Source organism: Variovorax paradoxus, from assembly GCF_040544635.1.
GTDB lineage: Bacteria > Pseudomonadota > Gammaproteobacteria > Burkholderiales > Burkholderiaceae_C > Variovorax > Variovorax paradoxus_R.
Window position 1 is genome coordinate 557,171 of the sequence record NZ_JBEPKJ010000001.1, and the last position, 22,556, is coordinate 579,726.

20 protein-coding genes and 1 riboswitch are annotated in these 22,556 nt (G+C 67.4%); of the genes, 16 read left to right on the forward strand and 4 right to left on the reverse strand.

The annotated features are described in order from the left end of the window. Positions 1-19 precede the first annotated feature (19 nt). From hutU to ABIC94_RS02790, 10 genes are all read left to right on the forward strand, one after another. On the forward strand, positions 20-1,738 hold the full coding sequence (hutU, locus tag ABIC94_RS02745) for a urocanate hydratase (RefSeq protein WP_354371141.1): 1,719 nt from the start codon (positions 20-22) through the stop codon (positions 1,736-1,738). A 109-nt stretch (positions 1,739-1,847) separates the two neighbouring features. Further along, entirely contained in the window at positions 1,848-2,582 is a 735-nt protein-coding gene (locus tag ABIC94_RS02750; protein ID WP_354371143.1) for an IclR family transcriptional regulator, read from the forward strand. A 57-nt stretch (positions 2,583-2,639) separates the two neighbouring features. Next, complete coding sequence (locus tag ABIC94_RS02755; RefSeq protein ID WP_354371144.1) at positions 2,640-3,392, forward strand: transporter substrate-binding domain-containing protein; 753 nt, start codon at positions 2,640-2,642, stop codon at positions 3,390-3,392. A 12-nt stretch (positions 3,393-3,404) separates the two neighbouring features. Then, complete coding sequence (locus tag ABIC94_RS02760) at positions 3,405-4,073, forward strand: amino acid ABC transporter permease (protein WP_354371145.1); 669 nt, start codon at positions 3,405-3,407, stop codon at positions 4,071-4,073. Continuing rightward, positions 4,070-4,639, forward strand: a complete 570-nt coding sequence (locus ABIC94_RS02765; RefSeq protein ID WP_354371147.1) for a HutD/Ves family protein — start codon at positions 4,070-4,072, stop codon at positions 4,637-4,639. Before ABIC94_RS02760 ends, ABIC94_RS02765 begins: the two co-directional genes overlap by 4 nt. A gap of 24 nt (positions 4,640-4,663) precedes the next feature. Next, positions 4,664-5,914 carry an imidazolonepropionase gene (gene hutI / locus ABIC94_RS02770; RefSeq protein ID WP_354371148.1) on the forward strand — a complete coding sequence of 417 codons (1,251 nt, stop codon included), beginning with the start codon at positions 4,664-4,666 and terminating at the stop codon, positions 5,912-5,914. Beyond that, positions 5,911-7,323 (forward strand): formimidoylglutamate deiminase, encoded by a 1,413-nt coding sequence (locus tag ABIC94_RS02775; protein WP_354371149.1) that lies wholly within the window; start codon positions 5,911-5,913, stop codon positions 7,321-7,323. The genes hutI and ABIC94_RS02775 overlap by 4 nt, the downstream gene beginning before the upstream one ends. 4 nt (positions 7,324-7,327) lie before the next feature. Then, positions 7,328-8,143 (forward strand): N-formylglutamate deformylase, encoded by an 816-nt coding sequence (hutG, locus tag ABIC94_RS02780; RefSeq protein ID WP_354371150.1) that lies wholly within the window; start codon positions 7,328-7,330, stop codon positions 8,141-8,143. A 48-nt stretch (positions 8,144-8,191) separates the two neighbouring features. Continuing rightward, on the forward strand, positions 8,192-9,241 hold the full coding sequence (locus tag ABIC94_RS02785) for a homocysteine S-methyltransferase family protein (protein WP_354371151.1): 1,050 nt from the start codon (positions 8,192-8,194) through the stop codon (positions 9,239-9,241). Between the two features lie 86 nt (positions 9,242-9,327). Beyond that, positions 9,328-10,122: an SH3 domain-containing protein gene (locus ABIC94_RS02790; protein ID WP_354371152.1), complete on the forward strand. Its 795-nt coding sequence runs from the start codon at positions 9,328-9,330 to the stop codon at positions 10,120-10,122. Here ABIC94_RS02790 and ABIC94_RS02795 read toward each other — a convergent pair whose 3' ends face one another. Continuing rightward, complete coding sequence (locus tag ABIC94_RS02795) at positions 10,123-11,040, reverse strand: LysR family transcriptional regulator (protein ID WP_354371154.1); 918 nt, start codon at positions 11,038-11,040, stop codon at positions 10,123-10,125. A 105-nt stretch (positions 11,041-11,145) separates the two neighbouring features. Between ABIC94_RS02795 and ABIC94_RS02800 the strand changes: the two genes are divergently transcribed. The 5 genes from ABIC94_RS02800 (at position 11,146) to ABIC94_RS02820 (ending at position 17,779) form a co-directional block, all read left to right on the forward strand. Continuing rightward, complete coding sequence (locus tag ABIC94_RS02800) at positions 11,146-11,601, forward strand: PACE efflux transporter (protein ID WP_354371155.1); 456 nt, start codon at positions 11,146-11,148, stop codon at positions 11,599-11,601. A gap of 48 nt (positions 11,602-11,649) precedes the next feature. Next, positions 11,650-11,755: riboswitch (S-adenosyl-L-homocysteine riboswitch) on the forward strand. 25 nt (positions 11,756-11,780) lie between these two features. After that, positions 11,781-14,546: a methionine synthase gene (gene metH, locus ABIC94_RS02805; protein WP_354371156.1), complete on the forward strand. Its 2,766-nt coding sequence runs from the start codon at positions 11,781-11,783 to the stop codon at positions 14,544-14,546. Positions 14,547-14,598: 52 nt separating this feature from the next. Then, complete coding sequence (locus ABIC94_RS02810) at positions 14,599-16,422, forward strand: ArnT family glycosyltransferase (protein WP_436317924.1); 1,824 nt, start codon at positions 14,599-14,601, stop codon at positions 16,420-16,422. Continuing rightward, positions 16,419-17,393 (forward strand): glycosyltransferase family 2 protein, encoded by a 975-nt coding sequence (locus ABIC94_RS02815; protein ID WP_354371158.1) that lies wholly within the window; start codon positions 16,419-16,421, stop codon positions 17,391-17,393. Before ABIC94_RS02810 ends, ABIC94_RS02815 begins: the two co-directional genes overlap by 4 nt. Beyond that, entirely contained in the window at positions 17,390-17,779 is a 390-nt protein-coding gene (locus ABIC94_RS02820) for a GtrA family protein (protein WP_354371159.1), read from the forward strand. Before ABIC94_RS02815 ends, ABIC94_RS02820 begins: the two co-directional genes overlap by 4 nt. Positions 17,780-17,906: 127 nt before the next feature. On the opposite strand, the gene ABIC94_RS02825 is transcribed toward ABIC94_RS02820, so the two are convergent. From ABIC94_RS02825 to ABIC94_RS02835, 3 genes are read right to left on the reverse strand one after another with little or no spacing between them, the layout of a single operon-like run. Beyond that, the gene (locus tag ABIC94_RS02825) at positions 17,907-19,106 is read right to left on the reverse strand and encodes an amidohydrolase family protein (RefSeq protein WP_354371161.1); all 1,200 of its coding nucleotides are present in this window, start codon (positions 19,104-19,106) and stop codon (positions 17,907-17,909) included. Further along, the gene (locus ABIC94_RS02830) at positions 19,061-19,816 is read right to left on the reverse strand and encodes a TetR family transcriptional regulator (protein WP_354371162.1); all 756 of its coding nucleotides are present in this window, start codon (positions 19,814-19,816) and stop codon (positions 19,061-19,063) included. The genes ABIC94_RS02825 and ABIC94_RS02830 overlap by 46 nt, the downstream gene beginning before the upstream one ends. A 22-nt stretch (positions 19,817-19,838) precedes the next feature. After that, the gene (locus ABIC94_RS02835; RefSeq protein WP_354371163.1) at positions 19,839-20,612 is read right to left on the reverse strand and encodes a ferredoxin--NADP reductase; all 774 of its coding nucleotides are present in this window, start codon (positions 20,610-20,612) and stop codon (positions 19,839-19,841) included. A gap of 317 nt (positions 20,613-20,929) precedes the next feature. Here ABIC94_RS02835 and ABIC94_RS02840 point away from each other — a divergent pair, with 317 nt between their 5' ends. Further along, the gene (locus ABIC94_RS02840; RefSeq protein ID WP_354371164.1) at positions 20,930-22,555 is read left to right on the forward strand and encodes a 6-hydroxynicotinate reductase; all 1,626 of its coding nucleotides are present in this window, start codon (positions 20,930-20,932) and stop codon (positions 22,553-22,555) included. The last annotated feature ends 1 nt before the right edge of the window (position 22,556 follow it).

Consider the following 22,556-nt stretch of genomic DNA (forward strand, 5'->3'; position numbering starts at 1 on the left):
GATCAAGGAGAACCTCGCCATGAACGCACCCGAAAAGCTCCCGCTGCAAAACACCGACCCGCGCCATGACCCGACGCGCGTGATTCGCGCCCCGCGCGGCAGCACGCTCAACTGCAAGAGCTGGCTCACCGAGGCGCCGTTCCGCATGCTGCAGAACAACCTCGACGCCGAGGTGGCCGAGCGTCCGCAAGACCTCGTGGTGTACGGCGGCATCGGCCGCGCCGCGCGCAACTGGGCCTGCTACGACCAGATCCTTGCATCGCTGAAAGAGTTGAACGACGACGAGACGCTGCTCATCCAGTCGGGCAAGCCGGTCGGCGTTTTCAAGACGCACGAGAACGCACCGCGCGTGCTGCTCGCCAATTCGAACCTCGTGCCGAAATGGGCCAACTGGGAGCACTTCAACGAACTCGACCGCCAGGGCCTCTTCATGTACGGCCAGATGACGGCTGGAAGCTGGATCTACATCGGCAGCCAGGGCATCGTGCAAGGCACCTTCGAAACCTTTGTCGAAGCGGGCCGCCAGCACTACGGCAACAGCCTCGCGGGCAAGTGGATCCTCACGGCCGGCCTCGGCGGCATGGGCGGCGCGCAGCCGCTCGCGGCCACGCTCGCGGGTGCGGTGTCGCTCAACATCGAGTGCCAGCAGACCAGCATCGACTTTCGCCTGCGCACGCGCTACGTCGACAAGCAGGCGCGTGACATCGACCATGCGCTCGAGCTTATCCAACAGCACTGCGATGCGAAGGAAGCCGTGTCGATCGCGCTGCTCGGCAACGCGGCCGACATCCTGCCCGAACTCGTCAAGCGCGCGAAGGCCGGCGGTATCAAGCCCGACCTCGTGACCGACCAGACCTCCGCGCACGACCTCATCAACGGCTACCTGCCTTCGGGCTGGACCGTGCCGCAATGGCAGGCCGCGATGAAGGACCCGTCGCAGCACGACGCTCTCAAGACCGCGGCCGCCAAATCGTGCGCCGTGCACGTGCAGGCCATGCTCGACTTCCAGGCCATGGGCATTCCCACGGTCGACTACGGCAACAACATCCGCCAGGTCGCGTTCGATGAAGGCGTGAAGAACGCGTTCGACTTTCCGGGTTTCGTGCCGGCCTACATCCGCCCGCTGTTCTGCGAAGGCAAGGGCCCGTTCCGCTGGGTGGCGCTGTCGGGCGACCCGGAAGACATCTACAAGACCGACGCCAAGATCAAGGAACTGTTCCCCGAGAACACCCACACGCACCGCTGGCTCGACATGGCACGCGAGCGCATCGCCTTCCAGGGCTTGCCCGCGCGCATCTGCTGGCTCGGCCTGGGCGAGCGCCACATCGCCGGATTGGCCTTCAACGAGATGGTGAAGAACGGCGAACTCAAGGCGCCCATCGTCATCGGCCGCGACCACCTGGACACCGGCTCCGTGGCCAGCCCCAACCGCGAGACCGAAGCGATGAAGGACGGCACCGATGCAGTAAGCGACTGGCCGCTGCTCAACGCGCTCCTCAATACGGCGGGTGGCGCCACCTGGGTCAGCCTGCACCACGGCGGCGGCGTCGGCATGGGCTATTCGCAGCACTCGGGCGTGGTCATCGTGTGCGACGGCACCGACGCGGCGGCGAAGCGCATCGAGCGCGTGCTGTGGAACGACCCGGCCACCGGCGTCATGCGCCATGCCGATGCGGGCTACGACATTGCCGTCGCCACCGCGAAGAAGCAGGGCCTCAAGCTGCCGATGGTGCGCTGACAGAAAAACGCGCTCATTCCCATTCAGTGGGAATCAAGGCTTGGAGGTGAGAACGGCGCGCAAGATACTGCACGCCGCATCCACTTTCGACCCCCCGCGATTGCCCTCGATGACGACGCCTCCCGAAGCTTCCGCCCACAACGACCGTGCCCTGCTGGTGCTGTCGGTGCTGGCGCAGAGCAAGGTGGCGATGTCGGCGGCGGGGCTCATGCAGGCGACCGGCCTGTCGCAGAGCACGCTGTACCGGCAGATCGCGACGCTGCGGCGCTGGGGCTTCGTGATGGAGTCCGAAGGGCGCTACTCGCCCGGTCCGGTGAGCGTTCAGCTGGCGAGCGGCTTCGACGGCAACTCCGACCTCGTGATGGCGGCGCGCGCCGACATGCGGGCGCTCGCGCAGCAGAGCCATGAAAGCGTGGCGCTGGTCACGGCCGTGAACGACCGCGTGGTGTGTCTCGAGATGATCGACAGCGAGCAGTCGCTGCGCTGTTCGTTCGACCGGGGCCGCAGCGTCCCGGCCCGCGACGGCGCCAGCGCCAAGTGCCTGCTGGCCCACATGCCGGTCGACCAGCGCGACGCCTTGCTGGACGGCTTCGATGAAAGCCCCGAGCGCCGCGCCGAACGTGCCGCCGAGCTCGATGCCATCCGCGAGGCCGGCCATGCCGTGACCCATGGCGAGGTCGACGCCGGTGTCTGGGGCGCAAGCGCACCGGTGCTGGCCGCGGGCCGGCGCTTGCGCGGCGCGATCACGCTCATGGCGCCGCTCACGCGCGTCGAAGGCATGGAAGCTGCATTGCTCCACATGACCGTCGTCACGGCGGCGCGCATTTCCCGCGCGCTGCAGTAGCCCGCCGCCCGCGCATCTTTCTTTCATTCATCCATTTCAACCCACGGAAGCTTTCACATGAACACCCGCCGCACCCTCGTTGCCGCCGCACTCTCCAGCCTGGCCTTCTTCGGCTTCGCCGCCACCGCGCAAGCGCAGGGCGAGCCGCTGCGCGTGGCCACCGACGCCACCTTTCCGCCGATGGAATACGTGGAGAACGGCAAGCGCACGGGCTTCGATGTGGAACTGGTCGAGGCCATCGGCAAGACGCTGGGCCGCAAGATCGAATGGATCGACATCGACTTCAAGGGCCTCGTGCCGGGCCTGATCTCCAAGCGCTTCGACATGGCCGTGTCGGCCATCTACATCACCGACGAGCGCAAGAAGGTCGTCGACTTCACCGTGCCCTACTACGCGGGCGGCCTGGTCGTGATGGTGAAGGACGGCAACACCGCCATCAAGACGCCGGCCGACATCAACGGCAAGAAGGTCAGCGTGCAGGTGGGCACCAAGTCGGTCTCCTACACCAAGGAAAAATTCCCGCAGGTGCAGCTGATGGAAGTCGAGAAGAACCAGGAAATGTTCAACCTCGTCGACATCGGCCGCGCCGATGCTGCCGTCACCGGCAAGCCCGCCGCCTACCAATACGTGCGCACGCGCGGCGGCCTGAAGGTGCTGCCGGAGCAGATCACCACCGAGGAATACGGCATGGCCATTCGCAAGGACACGCCCGAGCTCACCAAGGCCGTGAACGGCGCCATCGAGAAGCTCAAGGCCGACGGCACCTATGCGCAGATCGTCGCCAAGTGGTTCAGCGCGAACGCGAAGTAACCCGGCCGGCTCATGGATCTCGACTTTTCGCCGGTCTGGCAAGGCTGGCCCGACCTGCTGCGCGGCGCGCTGGTCACGGTGGAAATTACCGCCTGCGCGCTCGCCCTCGGCTGCGTGCTGGGCCTGGTGGTTGGCATCGGGCGCCTCAACCCGAAACGGCGCTGGCTCTATGGCCTGTGCACGGCCTACGTGGCGGCGATTCGCGGCACGCCGCTCCTGGTGCAGCTGTTCATCTTGTTCTTCGGCCTGCCTCACTTCGGCATCCTGCTTCCGGCTTTCCTGTGCGGCGTGCTGGGGTTGGGCGTGTACTCGGGTGCGTATGTGTCGGAGATCGTGCGCGGCGCGATCCAGTCGATCGACCGGGGCCAGACCCTGGCGGCGCAGTCGCTGGGCATGACGCCCGGTGTGGCGATGCGCGAGATCGTGCTGCCGCAGGCCGTGGTGCGCATGATTCCGCCGCTGGGCAACGAGTTCATTGCGCTCATCAAGAACTCGGCGCTGGTGTCGCTGCTCACGATTCACGACGTGATGCATGAGGGGCAGAAGATCATCAGCGTGTCGTACCGCTCGCTGGAGGTTTACCTGGCCATCGCACTCGTGTACTTCGTGCTCACGGGCACGATGACGCTGGTTCTCCGGCACTTCGAGCAGAAGCTGCGGCAGGGCGGGTTGATGCGATGAGCGTGATTCGCTTTTCTCGTGCCGCGCTGCCGTCCATGCCCTGGAAGAACGGCGGCGGCACCACGCAGGAAATCGTCAGCTGGCCCCCTGGCGCGGGGCTCGGCAGCTTCGGCTGGCGCGCGAGCATCGCGACCATTGCGGCGGCGGGACCGTTCTCGGTTTTCGCGGACGTCGATCGCAGCATCATGCTGCTGGAAGGCGACGGCGTGCGGCTGTTCACGCAGGACGGGCGAGTGAGCCATGTGCTCGACGCGCCGCATCGCCCGTTCGCATTCAGCGGCGACGACGCGATCGATTGCACGCTGCTCGGCGGCGCTTCGAACGATTTCAACGTGATGACGCGGCGAGGCCAATGGCGTGCCGATGCGTGGGTGCTCGCAGACGCATCGGCCATCGAGCCCGCGCCGCACGGCGTGCTGCTTGTGCTGCGCGGCGCGTGGCGGCTCGACGATGAGACCTGCCGCGAAGGCGAAGGCCTGTACTGGACCGACGCCGCGCAAGCGTGGCAGGCCGTGCCCGAAGGTGAAGGCGCGCGGCTGGCTGTGGTTCGCGTCGTGCCGGCGTAAGCTGCGGAAACCGGAAAGAAAACCATGACATCCGCACACCCATTTCCATCGGCCGACGGCCTCTGGACCGGCCTGCGCCTGGCGCCCGGTGCGGCGCCCGGCATCGCATTGGAAGCCGATACCGAAGCGGCCATTGTGGTGGCAGAGGGCACGATTCGCTGGGTCGGCGCCCGCCACGCACTGCCCAGCGAATTTGCCGCCCTCGCACCGCATGACGGCGGCGGTGCACTCGTCACGCCCGGCCTGGTCGATTGCCACACCCACCTGGTTTACGGCGGCCAGCGCGCCAACGAGTTCGCGATGCGGCTCGCCGGCGCCACCTACGAAGAAGTGGCAAAGGCCGGCGGCGGCATCGTCGCGTCGGTGCGGGCCACGCGCGAGGCCGACGAAGACACGCTCTTTGCGCAAGCCGCGCCCCGGCTCGAGCAGTTGCTGGCCGACGGCGTGTGCGCCATCGAGATCAAGTCGGGCTATGGCCTCTCCCTCGAACACGAGCGCAAGCAGCTGCGCGTGGCGCGGCGCCTGGGCGAAGCCTACGGCGTCACCGTGCGCACCACCTTTCTCGGCGCTCATGCGCTGCCGCGCGAGTACGCCGGCCGCAGCGGCGACTACATCGACCTTGTGTGCGGCGAGATGCTGCCCGCGCTCGCGGCCGAAGGGCTGGTCGATGCGGTGGACGTGTTCTGCGAGCGCATCGCCTTTTCGCTGGCTGAAACCGAGCAGGTCTTCAAGGCCGCGAAAGCGCTGGGCCTGCCGGTCAAGTTGCATGCCGAGCAGCTCTCCGACATGGGTGGCGCCGCGCTGGCCGCGCGCTACGGCGCGCTTTCGTGCGACCACATCGAGCATCTGTCGGCCGAAGGCATCGAGGCCATGCGGCAATCCGGCACCGTGGCCGTGCTGCTGCCCGGTGCGTATTACACGCTGCGCGACACGCACCTGCCGCCCATCGAGGCGCTGCGCGCCGCAGGCGTGCCGATGGCGGTGTCGACCGATCACAACCCCGGCACCTCGCCGGCGCTGAGCCTGCTCTTGATGATGAACATGGCATGCACGCTGTTTCGCCTGACCGTGCCCGAGGCACTGGCCGGCGTCACGGTGCATGCGGCCCGCGCGCTGGGCCTTCAACAAACACACGGCGCGATCGCCGAAGGCATGCCCGCCAACTTCGTGCTGTGGAACGTGCGCGAAGCGGCCGAGCTTGCGTACTGGTTCGGCCAGCGCCCGGCGCGCACCGTCGTGCGCCAGGGCCGAATCGCCGTGGGAGCCGCAGCATGACGCGCACACTGTTCGCGGCCGATGCATTGCTGCCCGGCGGATGGGCGAAGAACGTCCTCTTGTCGTGGAACGAGGCCGGCCAGCTCACGCAGGTGCAGTCCGCTGCTCAGCCTGCTGCCGGCGCGCAAGTAGCGAACGGCCCCGTGATTCCCGGCATGCCCAACCTGCATTCGCACGCCTTCCAGCGCGCCTTTGCGGGCCTTACCGAGCACCGCGCCGAGCAGCACGATAGCTTCTGGAGCTGGCGCACGCTGATGTACCGCTTTGCCGCGCGCCTCGGCCCGCAGCACATGGAGGCCATCGCCACCTGGCTCTACGCCGAGATGCTCGAAGCGGGCTACACCAGCGTCTGCGAGTTCCAGTATGTGCACCACGACATCGACGGCCGCCCTTATGCCGACGATGCGACGCTGAGCCTCGCATTGCTGCGTGCCGCGCAGAAGGTGGGCATCGGCTTCACGCTGCTGCCCGTGCTCTACCAGACCAGCGGCTTCGGCGGCCTGCCGCCCACCGAAGGCCAGCGCCGCTTCATCCGCTCGACCGATTCGATGCTGCGCCTGCTCGACACGCTGAAGCCCGTGTGCGATGCGCAGGGCGCGCCCGGACCGCAAGGCGGTCCTTCGGCCCGCCTGGGCCTCGCACCGCATTCGCTGCGCGCCGTGCCCCCCGACGCGCTGCGCGAAGCCGTGGCGGGACTTGAAGCCATCGACCCCGGCGCGCCGATTCACATCCACATCGCCGAGCAGACCAAGGAGGTCGACGACTGCGTGGCCTGGAGCGGCCAGCGCCCGGTGGCCTGGCTGCTCGACCATGCGCCGGTCGATGCGCGCTGGTGCCTGGTGCATGCCACGCACATGGACACCGCCGAATACGAGCGCGGCGCAAAGAGCGGCGCGGTCGCCGGCCTGTGCCCGACCACCGAAGCGAACCTTGGCGACGGCATCTTCGATTTCGCCGCTTGGCGCCACCATGGCGGCGCCTGGGGCGTGGGCTCCGACAGCCATGCCACCGTCAATGCCGCGGAAGAACTGCTGATGCTCGAGTACAGCCAGCGCCTGGGCAAACGGCAGCGCAACGTCGGTGCGACCACGGCGCAGCCGCACGTGGCCACCGCGCTCACGCTCGAAGCAGTGCGCGGCGGCGCGCAGGCTTCGGGCCGGGCCATCGGCGGCCTGGCTGCGGGGCAGCAAGCCGACTTCGTCGTGCTCGATGCCGCGCAGCTGGCGCTGCAGGGCCTCGGCGCGCCCGACATGCTTTCGTCGCATGTCTTTGCCAGCCACCGCACGTCGGCCATCGACACCGTCTGGGTGTGCGGCCGGCCGCGTGTCGTGGCGGGCCGCCACGCATTGCATAACGAGGCCGCCGCCGCTTTCGTCGCGGCGCGCACTCAACTTCTTTCGGACAATTGAGCCCATGAGTTTCACCACCACCGAACCCGCATTCCGCTTTCGCCAGGGCACGCGTCCCTTGCTGATCTCCATGCCGCATGTCGGCACCCATGTGCCGCCCGCGCTCGCCGCCCGCTTCACCGAAGAGGCGCGCCACGTGCCCGACACCGACTGGCACCTCGAACGCCTCTACGACTTCGCCGATGCACTCGGCGCCTCGGTGCTCGTTGCCACGCATTCGCGCTACGTGATCGACCTGAACCGTCCGCCGGACGGCGCCAGCCTTTACCCGGGCCAGAGCGTCACCGGCCTGTGCCCGGTCGACACCTTCGACGACACGCCGGTCTACGCATCCAGCGAAGATTTGCCGAACGACGAAGAAGTCGCCGCGCGGCGCGAGGCGATCTGGCGCCCGTACCACCAGCAACTGCAGGCCGAACTCGACCGCCTGAAGGCCGCGCACGGCACCATCGCGCTGTGGGACGCGCATTCGATCCGCTCCGTGCTGCCGCGCTTCTTCGAAGGCAAGCTGCCCGACCTGAACCTGGGCACCGGCAAGGGCACGAGCTGCGACCCGGCGCTGGCCACCACGCTGCTCGATATTGCCGAATCGGCCACGGGCTACACCGGCGTGCTCAACGGTCGCTTCACCGGCGGCTACATCACACGCCAGTACGGCAACCCCGCCGCCGGTGTGCACGCGGTGCAGCTGGAAATGACGCAGTCGAGCTACATGCAGGAGAAGCTGCCCTTCGACTACCTGCCCGAGGTGGCGGCCGGCGTGCAGCCGCATGTGCGGCGCATGATCGAGGCGGTGCTGGCATTCGTCGAAAGCCGCTAAAGCACCGACGGCCGCCAAGGGCAGCCCCGCTTCCTACAATCAGGGGCTATGAAGCCCCTTGTCTACACCCGCGGCCAGGCACTCGCCGGCATCCTCGAAAAGCGCATCGCCATCCTCGACGGCGCCATGGGCACGATGATCCAGCGCTTCAAGCTCACCGAGGCGCAGTACCGCGGCGAGCGCTTCAAGGACTTCGAGCGCGACGTGAAGGGCAACAACGAGCTGCTCTCGCTGACGCGGCCCGACGTGATCTCCGACATCCACGAGGGCTACCTCGCGGCGGGCGCAGACCTCATCGAGACCAACACCTTCGGCGCGACCACCATCGCTCAGGAGGACTACAAGATGGCGCATCTTGCGCGCGAGATGAACCTCGAATCGGCCAAGCTCGCACGCGCCGCCTGTGACAAGTTCAGCACGCCGGACAAGCCGCGCTTCGTGGCTGGCGCCCTGGGCCCGACGCCCAAGACCGCGAGCATCAGCCCCGACGTGAACGACCCGGGCGCGCGCAACGTCGACTTCGAGCAGCTGCGCGCGGCCTATTACGAGCAGACCGAGGCGCTGGTCGAGGGCGGCGCCGATGTGATCCTGGTCGAGACGATTTTCGACACGCTCAACGCCAAGGCCGCGCTGTTCGCGGTGGACGAGTATTTCGACAACAGCGGCCATCGCCTGCCGCTCATCATCAGCGGCACCGTGACCGATGCCTCGGGCCGCATCCTCAGCGGCCAGACCGTGACCGCGTTCTGGCATAGCGTGCGCCATGCGCAGCCGCTGGCCGTCGGGTTGAACTGCGCGCTGGGCGCGGCGCTGATGCGCCCCTACATCCAGGAACTGGCGAAGGTGGCGGGCGACACCTTCATCAGCTGCTACCCGAACGCCGGCCTGCCCAACCCGATGAGCGAAACCGGCTTCGACGAGACGCCCGACGTCACCTCGCGGCTGCTGCACGAGTTTGCGGCCGAAGGCTTGGTGAACATCGTCGGCGGCTGCTGCGGCACCACGCCGGACCACATTGCGGCCATCGGCCAGGCCGTGGCGCCAGTGCCCGGCCGCTTGTTGAACAGCAACGCCCGCTTCTACCGCGAAGCAGCGTAGCCGCGGCGCCCCGGGGCTTCGCGTCCTCGGCTGATTGACGGCCCCAATGCCGCCGCCTACGCTGGCTGCGCAAAGGAAGCCTCATCATGAACAACAAACCCTTCATACGCTGGATCGGCGTCGGCGCGATGGCCCTGGTTGTGCCGCTCGCTGCCGCGGCGCAGCAGGCCTTCACGCGCGGCACCGTCAATATGCGCGCCGGCCCCTCGGGCGACTACCCGCTGGTGGCGCGGCTCGGGCCCGGCCAGCCGCTCGACGTGATCGGCTGCACCGGCGGCTACAGTTGGTGCGACGTGGTGCTGCCCGACGGCGGACGCGGCTGGGTCTGGGCGAGGAGCCTCGACTACGCCTACCAGGAGCGGCGCGTGCCGCTGGCAACCTACGCCGCGGTGATCGGCGTTCCCGTCGTGACTTTCGTGATCGGCAGCTACTGGGCCGACTACTACCGCGACCGCCCCTGGTACGGCGAACGGCGCTGGTGGGGCAGCCGGCCACCGCCTCCGCCGATGCCCGGCTGGCGTCCGCCGCCGCCCGTGCGGCCGGCTTGGCAACCCAAGCCCTGGCCGGGCCCGGGGTTCAAGCCGGCGCCAGGCCCTGGCGTCCGCCCCCAACCCGGACCGGGCTATCGCCCACCGCAGCCGGGGCCGGGCTATCGGCCGCCGGCCGACCCGGGCTTCAAGCCGCCCCGGCCCCAGCCGGCTTTCCGGCCCGGGCCATTGCCCGGCACCCCCCAAATGCATCCGGGGGGCGGACGACCCGGCGGGGGTGGCGGAGGCGGTGGCGAGGGGCGCGGCCGCCCGCACCGCGGGGATGATGGAGGAGGCGGCAAGGGCGGAGGCCACGGCGGTGGCAAGGGCGGCGGGCACGGCCACCGCGACTAGCTAGCTCGCGGGAGGGATGCCCGCGGCAGCCTGCCGGTCGCGCGCAATCAGCGCCACGAAGCGCTGCGCCCCCAGCCCCAGCGGCCGCTCGCGCGACCACACCACGTCGACCCACAGGTCGAGTCCGTTGCTGAGGTTTTCGAACGGAATCTCGACCAGCGCGCCGGCGGCCACGTGGGGCTTGGCGAAGTTGCGGGGCAGCCAGCCCCAACCCAGCCCGGCGGTAATCAGGCTCAGCGCGGCCAGCGCGTTGTCGGTGCGCCAGACATGGCGCGCGAATACGAAACGCGGGTCGCTGGTGGCCAGGTCGCGCCCAGCCACGACGATCTGCCGCGTGTTCGTAAGATGTTCTTCGCGCAGGCGCTCGCCAGCGGCGGCCAGCAGCACGGGATGGTTCGGCGCCATCACGGCCACCATGGTGTCGCTGCCGACTTCCTGGAAACCTTCGCGGCCATCGAGGCTCGGGCGCTCGAATACCAGCGCCAGTTGCGCGCGGCCGCTGTGCAGCAGCGCGAGCGCGTCGGCCTGCGGCGCGGCCAGCACCTCGACCTGCAGCAGCGGATATTCCTCGGCCAGCGCGGCCAGCGGCCCGCTCCAGGGCGCGGCCAGCAACTCGGGCGCAATGGCCAGCGTGAGGCGGTTTTCCAGCCCCTGCGTGAGCGCCAGCGCCTGCACCTGCAGCTGCTTCAACTGGGCCGCCAAGAGCCGCGCCTGCGGCTCCAGCGAGCGGGCGGCGGCGGTCGGCTGCGGCTCGCGGCCGCTGCGGTCGAAGAGGGGCAGGGCCAGTTCGGCTTCGAGATTGGCAATGGCCATGCTGACGGCCGAAGGCACCTTGTGCAGCGCGCGTGCTGCCGCCGAAAAGGAGCCGTGGTCGATCACGGACAGGAAGACTTCGACGGTGTCGCTGGAAAAAGCCATTCAGCCGCTCCGATCTATCAATTAAATTGAAATAACTTAACTTTTTATATCAGCACGAGGCAAATAAAGTCCAGCCATCACCTTCATTTGCCAGAGGAAATATTCATGCAGGGGTTTCAGCGTCGCGTCGTCTACATCACCCTTTACGAAGGGATTGCCATCGTGGCCGCCAGTGCCGGCCTGGCGCTGATGACGGACGCCGGGCTGGGCCACTCCGGCGTACTGGCGGTGGCCGCCTCGGTCATCGCGGTGATCTGGAACCTGGTCTTCAACGCCCTGTTCGAGCGCTGGGAGTCGCGCCAGGCGGTGCGCGGGCGCAGCGTGCGCCGGCGCGTTGCGCATGCCATCGGCTTCGAGGGCGGGCTGATCGCATTCCTGGTGCCGCTGTTCGCCTGGGGCCTGGGCGTGTCGCTGTGGCAGGCGCTGGTGATGGACCTGGGGCTCGTGGTGTTCTTCCTGGTCTACACCTTCGTCTTCAACTGGGCCTTCGACCGGGTGTTCGGCCTGCCGGCTTCGGCCGCACCCATCAGGCCGGCCAGGGCGGCCGGGCAGGGGGCCTGAACATCCCCAACGGCCGCGGCCCTTGCCGCAGCCGGTAAAATTGCGCTCCCTTCCAAGGAGCGTTGCAGCGGCGGCCCACATCAAGAGGCCCGCCGTCAGGCTTGGAAGGCGCCCCGTTAGCCGGGGCGCAAGCCGCAAACGACGCTCACCTGACGTTTTTTCCTGCACAGGTGAGCTCCATGTCCACGCCCTCCGTTCCCCCGATGAAGTTGTCCGGCCTCGAACCGGTGGCCATCGATTCCGGGTCGCTGTTCGTCAACATCGGCGAGCGCACCAACGTCACCGGCTCCAAGGCCTTCGCGCGGATGATCCTGAACGGCCAGTTCGAAGAGGCCCTGGCCGTGGCACGCCAGCAGGTCGAGAACGGCGCACAGGTCATCGACATCAACATGGACGAGGCCATGCTCGACAGCAAGGCCGCGATGGTCCGCTTCCTGAACCTGATTGCCAGCGAGCCCGACATCGCGCGCGTGCCGGTGATGGTCGACAGCTCCAAGTGGGAAGTGATCGAGGCCGGCCTGCGCTGCATCCAGGGCAAGGGCATCGTCAACTCCATCTCCATGAAGGAAGGCGTCGACAAGTTCAAGCACGAGGCCAAGCTGGTGAAGCGCTACGGCGCCGCCGCCGTGGTCATGGCCTTCGACGAGAAGGGCCAGGCCGACACCTACGAGCGCAAGATCGAAATCTGCGAGCGCGCCTACCGCATCCTGGTGGACGAAGTGGGCTTTCCGCCCGAGGACATCATCTTCGACCCCAACATCTTCGCGATTGCCACCGGCATCGAGGAGCACGACAACTACGCGGTCGACTTCATCAACGCGGTGCGCTGGATCAAAGAGAACCTGCCGGGCGCCAAGGTGTCGGGCGGCGTGAGCAACGTGAGCTTCAGCTTCCGCGGCAACGACCCGGTGCGCGAAGCCATCCACACCGTGTTCCTGTACCACGCGATTCAGGCGGGCATGGACATGGGCATCGTCAACGCCGGCATGGTGGGCGTGTACGACGACCTGGAGCCGACCCTGCGCGAGCGCGTGGAAGACGTGGTGCTCAACCGGCGGCCACGGATCGCCGAAGGCGAGCCCGTCATGACTGCGGGAGAGCGCCTCGTCGAAGTGGCCGAAACCGCCAAGAGCGGCGCCAAGGACGACAGCAAGAAGCTCGAATGGCGCGGCACGCCGGAAAACCCCGTGCACGTCAACCAGCGCCTCTCGCACGCCATGGTGCACGGCATCACCGACTTCATCGTCGAAGACACCGAAGAGGCCTACCAGCAGATCCTCGCCAAGGGCGGCCGCCCGCTGCACGTGATCGAAGGCCCGCTGATGGCCGGCATGAACATCGTGGGCGACCTGTTCGGCCAGGGCAAGATGTTCCTGCCGCAGGTGGTGAAGTCGGCGCGCGTGATGAAGTCGGCCGTGGCCCACCTCATTCCGTACATCGAGGAAGAAAAGCGCCAGGACGAGGCCGCGGGCCGCGACGTGCGCACCAAGGGCAAGATCATCATCGCCACCGTGAAGGGCGACGTGCACGACATCGGCAAGAACATCGTCACCGTCGTGCTCCAGTGCAACAACTTCGAAGTGGTGAACATGGGCGTGATGGTCCCGTGCCACGAGATCCTGGCCAAGGCGAAAGTCGAGGGCGCGGACATCGTCGGCCTCTCGGGCCTCATCACGCCGAGCCTGGAAGAAATGCAGTACGTGGCCGGCGAGATGCAGAAGGACGACCACTTCCGCATCAAGAAGATTCCGCTGCTCATCGGCGGCGCGACCACCAGCCGCGTGCACACGGCCGTCAAGATTGCGCCGCACTATGAAGGCCCGGTGGTCTACGTGCCCGACGCTTCCCGCAGCGTGAGCGTGGCGCAGAGCCTCTTGTCCGACCAGGCCAGCGCATACATCGACGAGATCAACGCCGACTACGAGAAGGTGCGCACGCAGCACGCCAACAAGAAGCAGGTGCCGATGTGGAGCCTGGCCCGCGCGCGCGCCAACAAGACGCCGGTCGCTTTTGCGAACTACCTGCCGCCGGTGCCCAAGTTCATCGGCCGGCGCCTGTTCAAGAACTTCGACCTGACCGAACTCGCCAAGTACATCGACTGGGGCCCCTTCTTCCAGACCTGGGACCTGGCGGGCCCGTTCCCCGCCATCCTGAAAGACGAAGTCGTCGGCACCGAGGCCGTGCGTGTGTACGCCGACGGCCAGCGCATGCTCAAGCGCCTGATCGAAGGCCGCTGGCTCAGCGCCAGCGGCGTGGTCGGCTTCTGGCCCGCCAACACGGTGAACGACGACGACATCGAGCTCTACACCGACGAGACGCGCAGCGAAGTCGCGCTCACCTGGTACGGCATGCGCCAGCAAACCGAGAAGCAGGTGATCGACGGTGTGATGCGCCCCAGCCGCTGCCTGGCCGACTTCGTCGCGCCGAAAGACAGCGGCCTCGCGGACTACGTGGGCGTGTTCGCGGTCACCGCGGGCCTGGGCGTCGAGAAGAAGGAGAAGTACTTCATCGACGACCTCGATGACTACTCCGCCATCATGCTGAAGGCGCTGGCCGACCGGCTGGCCGAGGCCTTTGCGGAGGCGCTGCACCACCGCGTGCGTACCGACCTCTGGGGCTATGCGCCCGACGAGGGCCTGAGCAACGAAGACATGATCGCGGAGAAATACCGCGGCATCCGTCCCGCGCCCGGCTACCCGGCCTGCCCCGACCACAGCGTGAAGGGCCCGATGTTCGACCTTCTGGGTTGCGCGGACATTGGCATGACGCTGACTGAAAGCCTCGCTATGATGCCCGCCGCCAGCGTGAGCGGCTTCTACCTGAGCCACCCGGAGTCGACGTACTTCAACGTCGGCAAGATCGGGCACGATCAATTGCAGGACCAGGCGGTGCGGCGCAAGGAGAGCGAATCCGATCTCGAGCGCCTGCTGGCGCCGAACCTTTGAACCTGCCGGCCGGCATGGCCGACCGGCGCCGGGAGTTGTTATTCAGAAGTTGATATTTGCCGCCGCGCACTACGCGGCACTGGCGATCTTTGTCGTCGGCTGCTGGGGTTTCGGACGCGCGCTGCTCGCGCGTCTCGCACCGCCGACGCGCCGGGATGCCTGGCTCGAAGCGGCCATGGCCGCGGCCCTGGGCGTGGGCCTCTTCATCTGCGCCTTCCAGGCGCTGGCCATCTTCGGTGCCTTCAAGGTGGGTGCCACCGTCGCGCTGATTGCCGCCGGCGTGGTGGCGGCCGCGCTGCAGCTGCGGCCCTGGCTGCGCGAGCTGCGCACGCTTCGCGCAGCTGCCGCCGGGGCGAACGCCGCGGCGCCGTGGACCCGCGCCGACAAGATCGCGACGATGGCACTGGCCCTCGTCGCGTTGCCTGCGCTGGTCGCACCGCTCGCGCCGCCCGCCGCCTTCGACGAACTGATGTACCACTTGCCCTATGCGCGGCAGGTGGCGGAGCAGGGCTTCCTGGGCATCCACGAGTGGCTGCGCTACCCCTGGTTCCCATACAACTACAACCTGCTCTATGCCGCCGCGCTGCAGGTGGGCGACGACGTGCTGCCGCACTTTCTCAATGCGCTGGCGGGGGCGCTGTCGGTGGTGATGGTCTTCCGCCTCGGCATGCAGCATGCCAACCGGCTCACCGCCTGCATCGGCGCGGCCATCTGGCTCGGCATCGGCGACTATTCGAATGCGCTCATCGACATGGGCGTGGCGCTCTTCGTGCTGAGTGCATGCGTGGCGCTGTGGTGGTGGCGCGAATCGGAGCCGGTGCACGGTGGCATGCGGTGGCTCGGCGTGGCGGCGTTCTGCCTCGGCGTGGCCGCGGGCTCGAAGTACCAGGCGCTCACCTTCCTGCCGCTGGTGGCGCTGTTCGTCGTCTGGCACGAGCGCCGTCCCAAGGCCTGGGCGCTGGCGCTGCTCTGCTTCCTGCTTCCGTGCGTGTACTGGTATGCGCGCAACGCTGTCATGACCGGCGACCCGTTCAACCCGATCGGCGCGCGCGTGTTCGGCTTTACCGACTGGATTCCGGCCGACTACGTGCAGCAGCTGGCCGACGTGCGCGACCACGCCGCGCGCCCCAACGTGCTGATCTGGTCGGTGGTGCTGGTGCCCTTCAGCGTCATGTGGAAGCGCTCCGCCGCGGTGCGCGCCGCGGGCTGGTTCTGCTTCTACTCCGTGGCGGTGTGGCTGGTGACCTCGCGCTATCCGCGCTACCTCACGGCCTCGTTTCCGTTGCTCGCGTTCACGGCGGCGATCGGCTGGCAGGTGCTGTTCGGCTGGATCGCCACGGGCTTGCGCCGCCTGTTCGGCCTCAAGGCCGGGCAGGGCGCTGACTCCGTCGCTGTACCCGTCGAAGCCTCTTCCGGCCGCGCCGGCCTTGTCGGCGACTGGGTGGCCGTGCTGCTGCTGGCCGTGCTGGCTGCCGTGTCCGTTCGTCAGACTGCTGCCAAGGTCGCGATGATCTCGCCCACACAGGAGCAGCGCGAGGCCTTCCTGCGCCAGCACGTGCCGGGCTATGCGGTGATGGACTACCTGCGCCGCACGGCCACCGGCCGCGTCTACCAGATCAACCTGAACGAGGCGATCTACTACGGCCCCAACCCCATTTGGGGCGACACCCTCGGGCCATGGCGCTACACCGACTTCGGGCGCTTGTCCGGCGCAGACCTGGCGCGCAAGCTCGGCGGCCTGGGTTTCGTGGCTGTCGTTCTTCCGGATGCGGTGGTGCCGGTGTTCAGCGGCCGAACCGACTTCGACAAATATTTCACCCTGCAGTACGAGAAAGACGGCAGCCGGGTCTACCGTATTCTTCCCCCTGCACCATGACCGACTTCGACCAATCCGCGGCAGCCCGCGCGCCGATGCGCATCGCGGCGGTGATCCCCTGCTACAACGAGGCGCTGTCCGTTGCACAAGTGGTCGCGCAGTTTCGTGCGGCGCTGCCCGAAGCCGAGATCCACGTCTTCGACAACAACTCGACCGACGACACCGCGGCCATCGCGCGTGCGAGCGGCGCATTCGTGACGCACGTGGCCGCACCGGGCAAGGGCAACGTCGTGCGGCGCATGTTTGCCGATGTCGAAGCCGACGTGTACGTTACCGTCGACGGAGACGCTACCTACGACGTGGCCAGCGCGCGCCGCCTGGTGGATGCACTGGTGGCGGGCAACCTCGACATGGTGGTGGGTTGCCGCGTCGACGACGGGCAGAACGCGCTCACCTACCGCGCCGGCCACCGCTTCGGCAACCGGCTGCTCACCGGCGCCGTGGCGCAGCTGTTTGGCGGCAGCCTGACCGACATGCTCTCGGGCTACCGCGTGTTCTCGCGGCGCTATGCCAAGTCGTTTCCGGCACTCTCGCACGGTTTCGAGATCGAGACCGAGCTCACGGTGCACGCGCTGGAACTGCGCATGCCCTATGCCGAGCTCGACACTGTCTACAGCACGCGGCCCGAGGGTTCGCACAGCAAGCTTTCGACCTACCGTGACGGCTGGCGCATCTTGAAGACCATCTGCAAGCTGTTCATCAGCGAACGGCCGCTGCAGTTCTTCTCGATCATTGCGATGCTGCTCGCGGCGGGCGCGATCGCGCTGGTCATTCCGCTGCTGCTCACTTACATGAACACCGGCCTGGTGCCCCGGCTCCCCACGGCGGTGCTGGCGACCGGCGCCATGCTGGCCGCGATGCTGTCGATGGTTTGCGGCGTCGTGATGCACGCCATCCGGCTCGGCCGCCGCGAGGCCAAGCGCCTGCGCTACCTGGCGACACCGGGCGTGCGCCACTGCGCCGCGAAATGAAGCTCGGCCGGGAGTTCCTGTCGTTCGCCGTGGTGGGTGCGATCGGCTTCGTGGTCGACGTGACCGTGCTGTATCTGATGGCACCGCTGCTGGGCTGGTACGGGGCGCGGGTGGTGTCTTTCCTGGCGGCCGCAACGGCCACCTGGGCATTGAACCGCCGCTACACCTTCAACGCCCGAAGCGCCAATGCCTCCGTGCTGCGCGAGTACCTCGGCTACCTGGTGACGATGCTGGGCGGTGCGGTCGTCAATTACGGCGCGTATGTACTCGTGCTGCATTGGGTGACGGGCCCCTGGGCGCCCGCGGCCGGCGTGGCCTTGGGCAGTTGTGCGGGGCTTGTCGTGAACTTCTTGTCCGCGCGCTATCTGGTGTTTCGCGCGAAGTAGCCGTGTTGCTCCCTCCCCCTCTGGGGGAGGGCTGGGGTGGGGGCACGCGGCGCATCCATCAGGCGCTCTGCCTGCCCCTATCCCGACCTTCCCCCAGAGGGGGAAGGAGAAAGAAAAGCGCTGGCGCTCAGTGCGCGCCCGACACCACCACCGGAATCTCGGTCGCCGGCGGCGTGTTGCGGCTGCGGCCGCAACGCACGATGCCGTCGATCATCACCATGCCCACGCCCGGGATGTCGCCCAGCTGCACGCTCTCGAGCAGGCCCGGCGCGGGCGAATGCTGCGCGCGGTCCATGAAGACGAAGTCGGCATCGCGGCCCACTTCGATCAGCCCGCAGTTGAGCTTGCGGATCTTCGCCGTGTTGCCCGTGGCAAAGCAGAACACCAGCTCGGCCGGAATGTTCGCAATGGACGACAGCATGGCCACCATGCGCAGGATGCCCAGCGGCTGCACGCCCGAGCCGGCCGGCCCGTCGGTGCCGAGGATCACGCGGTGCGGGCACTTGAGTTCGAGCGCCGCCTTGGCCGCTGCAATGGCCACCTTCTCGTTGCCGTTGTGCACGATCTCGATGGCGCGCGAGCTCTTCTCGCACAGCTCGCACACATGCGCCTCGGGCAGCGAGGTGTGGCCGCCGTTGATGTGGCCGATGATGTCCGCGTCGGCCTCGAGCACCACGTCCTTGTCGATCAGGCCCGAGCCCGGGATCGACGGGCCGCCCGTGTGAATGGTGCTCTGGATGCCGTACTTGCGCGCCCACGCCACCATTTCCTTGGCCTCGTAGCCGGCCTTCACCGAGCCCAGGCCCACTTCGCCGAGCAGGCCCACGCCGGCTTCTGCAAGCTCCTTGAAGTCGCTCTCGACCATGCCCTTTTCGATGACCGGCGCGCCCGCCAGCACCTTCACGCCGCCGGGGCGGAAGTTGTCGAACGCGCGCTGCGCCGTGATGGCCAGTGCCTTCAGGCCCACGATGTCCTTGGGCCGGCCGGGCAGGTGCACCTCGCCCGCGGAAATCATCGTGGTCACGCCGCCGTGCATGGTGGAGTCGATCCAGCCGATCTGACCCTGGCGCGGTGTCCAGTCGCCGAACACCGGGTGCACGTGGCTGTCGATCAGGCCGGGCGCCACGCAGGTCTTCTTTGCGTCGATGACGGTCTGCGCGCCTTCGAGGTCGCAATCTTTTTCCTTGCCGACCGCGACGATCAGGCCGTCGTTCACCACGATGGTGTCGGCATCGAGAATGGGCTTGTCGATGTTGCCCGAGAGCAGCAGCCCGATGTTCTTTATGACGACCTTGCCCGACTTTGCGCCGGCTGCGATTTCTGCCATTTCGTGGTGTCCTCGTGGGGTGGGGTGTTGTCTTGTATGTCGTCCGAGCGCACGGTGCGCAGCACGGTCTCGATCACGAAGTCTTCCCAGTGCGTGATCGCCTCCGGCGACTCCAGCGGCTCGCCCAGGAAGGCGGTCAGCGTGTGCCGGTTGGAGGTGTAGAAGTAGCCGGTGGACGCAATCAGCAGGTAGATGTCGCGTGCCACGAGATCTTTGCGGAACAGGCCCTGGGCTGCGCCGCTCGCGAGGATCTCCGAGATGATGGCCACCGCCCGCGACGAGTATTCGCGCGCCCTGAGCGACTTCGAGATGTGCCGCCCCTTGTGCAGGTTCTCGGTGTTCAGCAGCGTGACGAACTCGGGGTTCTTGCGGTAGTAGCCCAGCACGAAGCGGATGACTTCGGTGAGCGCCTCCACGGGCCGCGAGGCGTCGAGCGCAATGGCGGCCTCGGCGTCGTCCATGCGCTGGTAGATGCCTTCGAGCACCGCGATGAAGAGGCCTTCCTTGCTGCCGAAGTAGTAGTAGATCATCCGGTCGTACGACTTGGCGGCCTTGGAGATTTTCTCCACGCTGCCGCCGTCGTAGCCGTACTTGGCGAATACCTTGGTCGCCGCCTTCAGGATGCTGTCGCGCGTGGCTTGCGCCGCCGCCTCGCGCACGCCGGTGCGGCGCTGGGGCTTGGGCTTTGGGATGGAGCGGCTGTCGGCCATCGTGCGCGCAGCGTCTCGGGCCTTACTTCTCGGCGAAGGCGCGTTCGACCACGAAGTCGCCCGGCGTGCTCGTGTTGCCTTCCTTGAAGCCGCGTGCCTCGAGGATGTGCTTCAGGTCGACCAGCAGGCCGGGGCTGCCGCACAGCATCACGCGGTCTTCCGCGGCGTTGATCGGGGGCAGGCCGAGGTCGTCGGTGAGCTTGTTGGTCGAGATCAGATCGGTGATGCGGCCCTGGTTGCGGAATTCTTCGCGCGTGACCGTCGGGTAGTAGAGCAGCTGCTTGGCGACCATCTCGCCGAGGAATTCGTGCTTCGGCAGGTGGTCGATCACGAGGTCGTGATAGGCCAGCTCGTCGACCTGGCGCACGCCGTGCACCAGGATGACCTGCTCGAACTTCTCGTAGGTGTCCGGGTCGCGGATGATGCTCATGAACGGTGCGAGGCCCGTGCCCGTGCCGAACAGGTACAGGCGCTTGCCCGGCAGCGTGTAGTCGATGAGCAGCGTGCCGGTGGGCTTGCGGCCAACGATGATGGTGTCGCCCACCTGGATGTGCTGCAGCTTCGAGGTGAGCGGGCCTTCTTCCACCTTGATGCTCAGGAACTCGAGATGCTCCTCGTAGTTGGGGCTCACGATGCTGTAGGCGCGCAACAGGGGCTTGTTGTTCACCTTCAGGCCGATCATCGTGAAATGGCCGTTCGAAAAACGCAGCGCCGGATCGCGCGTGGTGGTGAAGGTGAACAGGCGGTCGGTCCAGTGGTGGACGCTCAGGACGCGTTCTTCGCTGAATGCACTCATACGGAACTCAAGAGTTGGTTGGTAACTGGGGAAGGTGGCTGAGCCGAAATGCACGCCTTTGGGGCGCAAGCCGTCGGCCGGCTCCGAACCCTCCATTGTCGTTGGTCGGAAAAACCCCGATGAACACCGCGAGAAAACACCATTGCAAGCATCGGGCCTGTTTGCTACATTGACCGCGAATGTAGTGAACGCAACATGAACGTGTAGGGAATGCTACACAAACGGAACACGGCGCACAAGCGGGCAGACGGCACGTTTGTTGCAAACCCCACCGCAACGACTGGCCCCCTGCACACACTGCCCACGAGATCGCCCCGATGACCGAACACACCAAGACAGACGGAATGCCCGGCATGGACATGCCGGTGGTCGCCGAAGCCGGCGGCAGCGCCTTCGGCAAGGCGCCGCCGCGCAACGAGCGCATGAGCACCGCCAAGGTCGAGTGCAACGCCTGCCCGGTGCTGTGCCAGATCTCCGACGGCCGCACCGGCGCCTGCGACCGCTATGCCAACCGGGAGGGCGTGCTGGTGCGCGTCGACCCCGTGGTGCTGCTGCGCCGCGAGATCGCGAGCGAAGCGCCCACGCTGGTGCCCTTCGACCGGCCGGCCGCCGAAAAGACAGAGGCCGCCGAGGCGGGCACCCCCGACTGGAACGGCGACCTGCTGCGCGCCGACGAAGTCTTCGTCACCGGCGTGGGCTCGTCCACCACCTATCCCGACTACAAGCCGGCCCCCTTCATCGTGGCCTCGAAAGCCCAGGGCGTCGACATGGTCACCGTCGTCACCGAGGGCATCTTCAGCTACTGCAGCTTCAAGGTGAAGATCGACACCGACCGCTTCCTGGGTTCCGAACAGGCCAACGTGCGCTACCGCGGCGAAGTGGTCGGCCACGTCACCACGGCCGAATATGGATCGCAGATGCTCTCGCTCGGCGGCGTGCACCACCTCACCGGCGGCAGCAAGAAGGAAGGCCGCATGACGGCCGAGCTGATGCAGCTGCTGGGCAACAAGAAGGCGGTGGAGTGCACCATCGACGGCGGCTCCACCCTCGTCATCCAGGCCGGCAAGGCGCCCATCGTCAACGGGGTGGAAGAGCAGCGCATGCGCGTGGGCTGCGGCTCGGCGGCGGTCGGCATCTTCGCGCGCCAGTTCGCGGGCGTGGCCGATGAGGTGGTGGTGGTCGACGACCACATCACCGGCGTGCTCACCGAGCACCAGGCCGGTCGCTGCCTCGACATGGCGCCTTCGGGCATCCAGATGCTGGGGCGCAAGTCCACGCCGGGGCGTTACTTCCAGGTGGCGAACCCGGGCAACGGCTGGGGCGGCACCGACATCGCCGATCCGCTCTCGATCATCGAAGGCTGGGAAGAGGGCGTTGCGCGCCCGGGCCTGCGCCTCCTGATGACATCGACCACCGGCGAGCATGCGCAGTGGTACGTGCTCGACGAGGCGCTGAAGCCCGTCGAACAGGAGATGCCCGCCGAGGTGAAGCGCATCGTCGAGCGCATCGGCGAGAACTGCGAACCGTCGCTGTGCACCGTGCTGTTCCTCGGCGGCGCGGGCGGCAGCCTGCGCGCGGGCGTGACCGAGAACCCCGTGCTGCTGACGCGCGCCATCAAGCGCGCGCTCGTCAACGTCACCTGCGGCGGCGCGCCGGCCTATGTGTGGCCCGGCGGCGGCATTACCGTAATGGCGGACGTCATGCGCATGCCCGACAACAGCTTTGGCACCGTGCCCACGCCGGCCATCGTGGCGCCCATCGAGTTCAGCATGCGGCGGGACGACTACGCAGCGCTCGGCGGCCACATGGAACACATCTTCTCGCTCGAACAGGCGCTCGCGCGCGGTGCGTGGCAGGAAGACGGCGCACCGCTGGCGCGCCAGTGGCTCGCGATGGACGCAGCCAACCCGTGGCCGCTCGGCCATGCCCCCATGCTGGGCTGAC

What these genes read in the sequence shown, in the direction of transcription:
- ABIC94_RS02795 (WP_354371154.1), bottom strand. Translation starts at nt 11,040, where the DNA reads ATGGCTTTTTCCAGCGACACCGTCGAAGTCTTCCTGTCCGTGATCGAC.
- ABIC94_RS02825 (WP_354371161.1), bottom strand. Translation starts at nt 19,106, where the DNA reads ATGGCAGAAATCGCAGCCGGCGCAAAGTCGGGCAAGGTCGTCATAAAG.
- hutG (WP_354371150.1), top strand. Translation starts at nt 7,328, where the DNA reads ATGAGTTTCACCACCACCGAACCCGCATTCCGCTTTCGCCAGGGCACG.
- ABIC94_RS02765 (WP_354371147.1), top strand. Translation starts at nt 4,070, where the DNA reads ATGAGCGTGATTCGCTTTTCTCGTGCCGCGCTGCCGTCCATGCCCTGG.
- metH (WP_354371156.1), top strand. Translation starts at nt 11,781, where the DNA reads ATGTCCACGCCCTCCGTTCCCCCGATGAAGTTGTCCGGCCTCGAACCG.
- ABIC94_RS02840 (WP_354371164.1), top strand. Translation starts at nt 20,930, where the DNA reads ATGACCGAACACACCAAGACAGACGGAATGCCCGGCATGGACATGCCG.
- hutU (WP_354371141.1), top strand. Translation starts at nt 20, where the DNA reads ATGAACGCACCCGAAAAGCTCCCGCTGCAAAACACCGACCCGCGCCAT.
- ABIC94_RS02800 (WP_354371155.1), top strand. Translation starts at nt 11,146, where the DNA reads ATGCAGGGGTTTCAGCGTCGCGTCGTCTACATCACCCTTTACGAAGGG.
- ABIC94_RS02755 (WP_354371144.1), top strand. Translation starts at nt 2,640, where the DNA reads ATGAACACCCGCCGCACCCTCGTTGCCGCCGCACTCTCCAGCCTGGCC.
- ABIC94_RS02820 (WP_354371159.1), top strand. Translation starts at nt 17,390, where the DNA reads ATGAAGCTCGGCCGGGAGTTCCTGTCGTTCGCCGTGGTGGGTGCGATC.
- ABIC94_RS02830 (WP_354371162.1), bottom strand. Translation starts at nt 19,816, where the DNA reads ATGGCCGACAGCCGCTCCATCCCAAAGCCCAAGCCCCAGCGCCGCACC.
- ABIC94_RS02760 (WP_354371145.1), top strand. Translation starts at nt 3,405, where the DNA reads ATGGATCTCGACTTTTCGCCGGTCTGGCAAGGCTGGCCCGACCTGCTG.
- ABIC94_RS02750 (WP_354371143.1), top strand. Translation starts at nt 1,848, where the DNA reads ATGACGACGCCTCCCGAAGCTTCCGCCCACAACGACCGTGCCCTGCTG.
- ABIC94_RS02775 (WP_354371149.1), top strand. Translation starts at nt 5,911, where the DNA reads ATGACGCGCACACTGTTCGCGGCCGATGCATTGCTGCCCGGCGGATGG.
- ABIC94_RS02815 (WP_354371158.1), top strand. Translation starts at nt 16,419, where the DNA reads ATGACCGACTTCGACCAATCCGCGGCAGCCCGCGCGCCGATGCGCATC.
- ABIC94_RS02835 (WP_354371163.1), bottom strand. Translation starts at nt 20,612, where the DNA reads ATGAGTGCATTCAGCGAAGAACGCGTCCTGAGCGTCCACCACTGGACC.
- ABIC94_RS02785 (WP_354371151.1), top strand. Translation starts at nt 8,192, where the DNA reads ATGAAGCCCCTTGTCTACACCCGCGGCCAGGCACTCGCCGGCATCCTC.
- ABIC94_RS02790 (WP_354371152.1), top strand. Translation starts at nt 9,328, where the DNA reads ATGAACAACAAACCCTTCATACGCTGGATCGGCGTCGGCGCGATGGCC.
- hutI (WP_354371148.1), top strand. Translation starts at nt 4,664, where the DNA reads ATGACATCCGCACACCCATTTCCATCGGCCGACGGCCTCTGGACCGGC.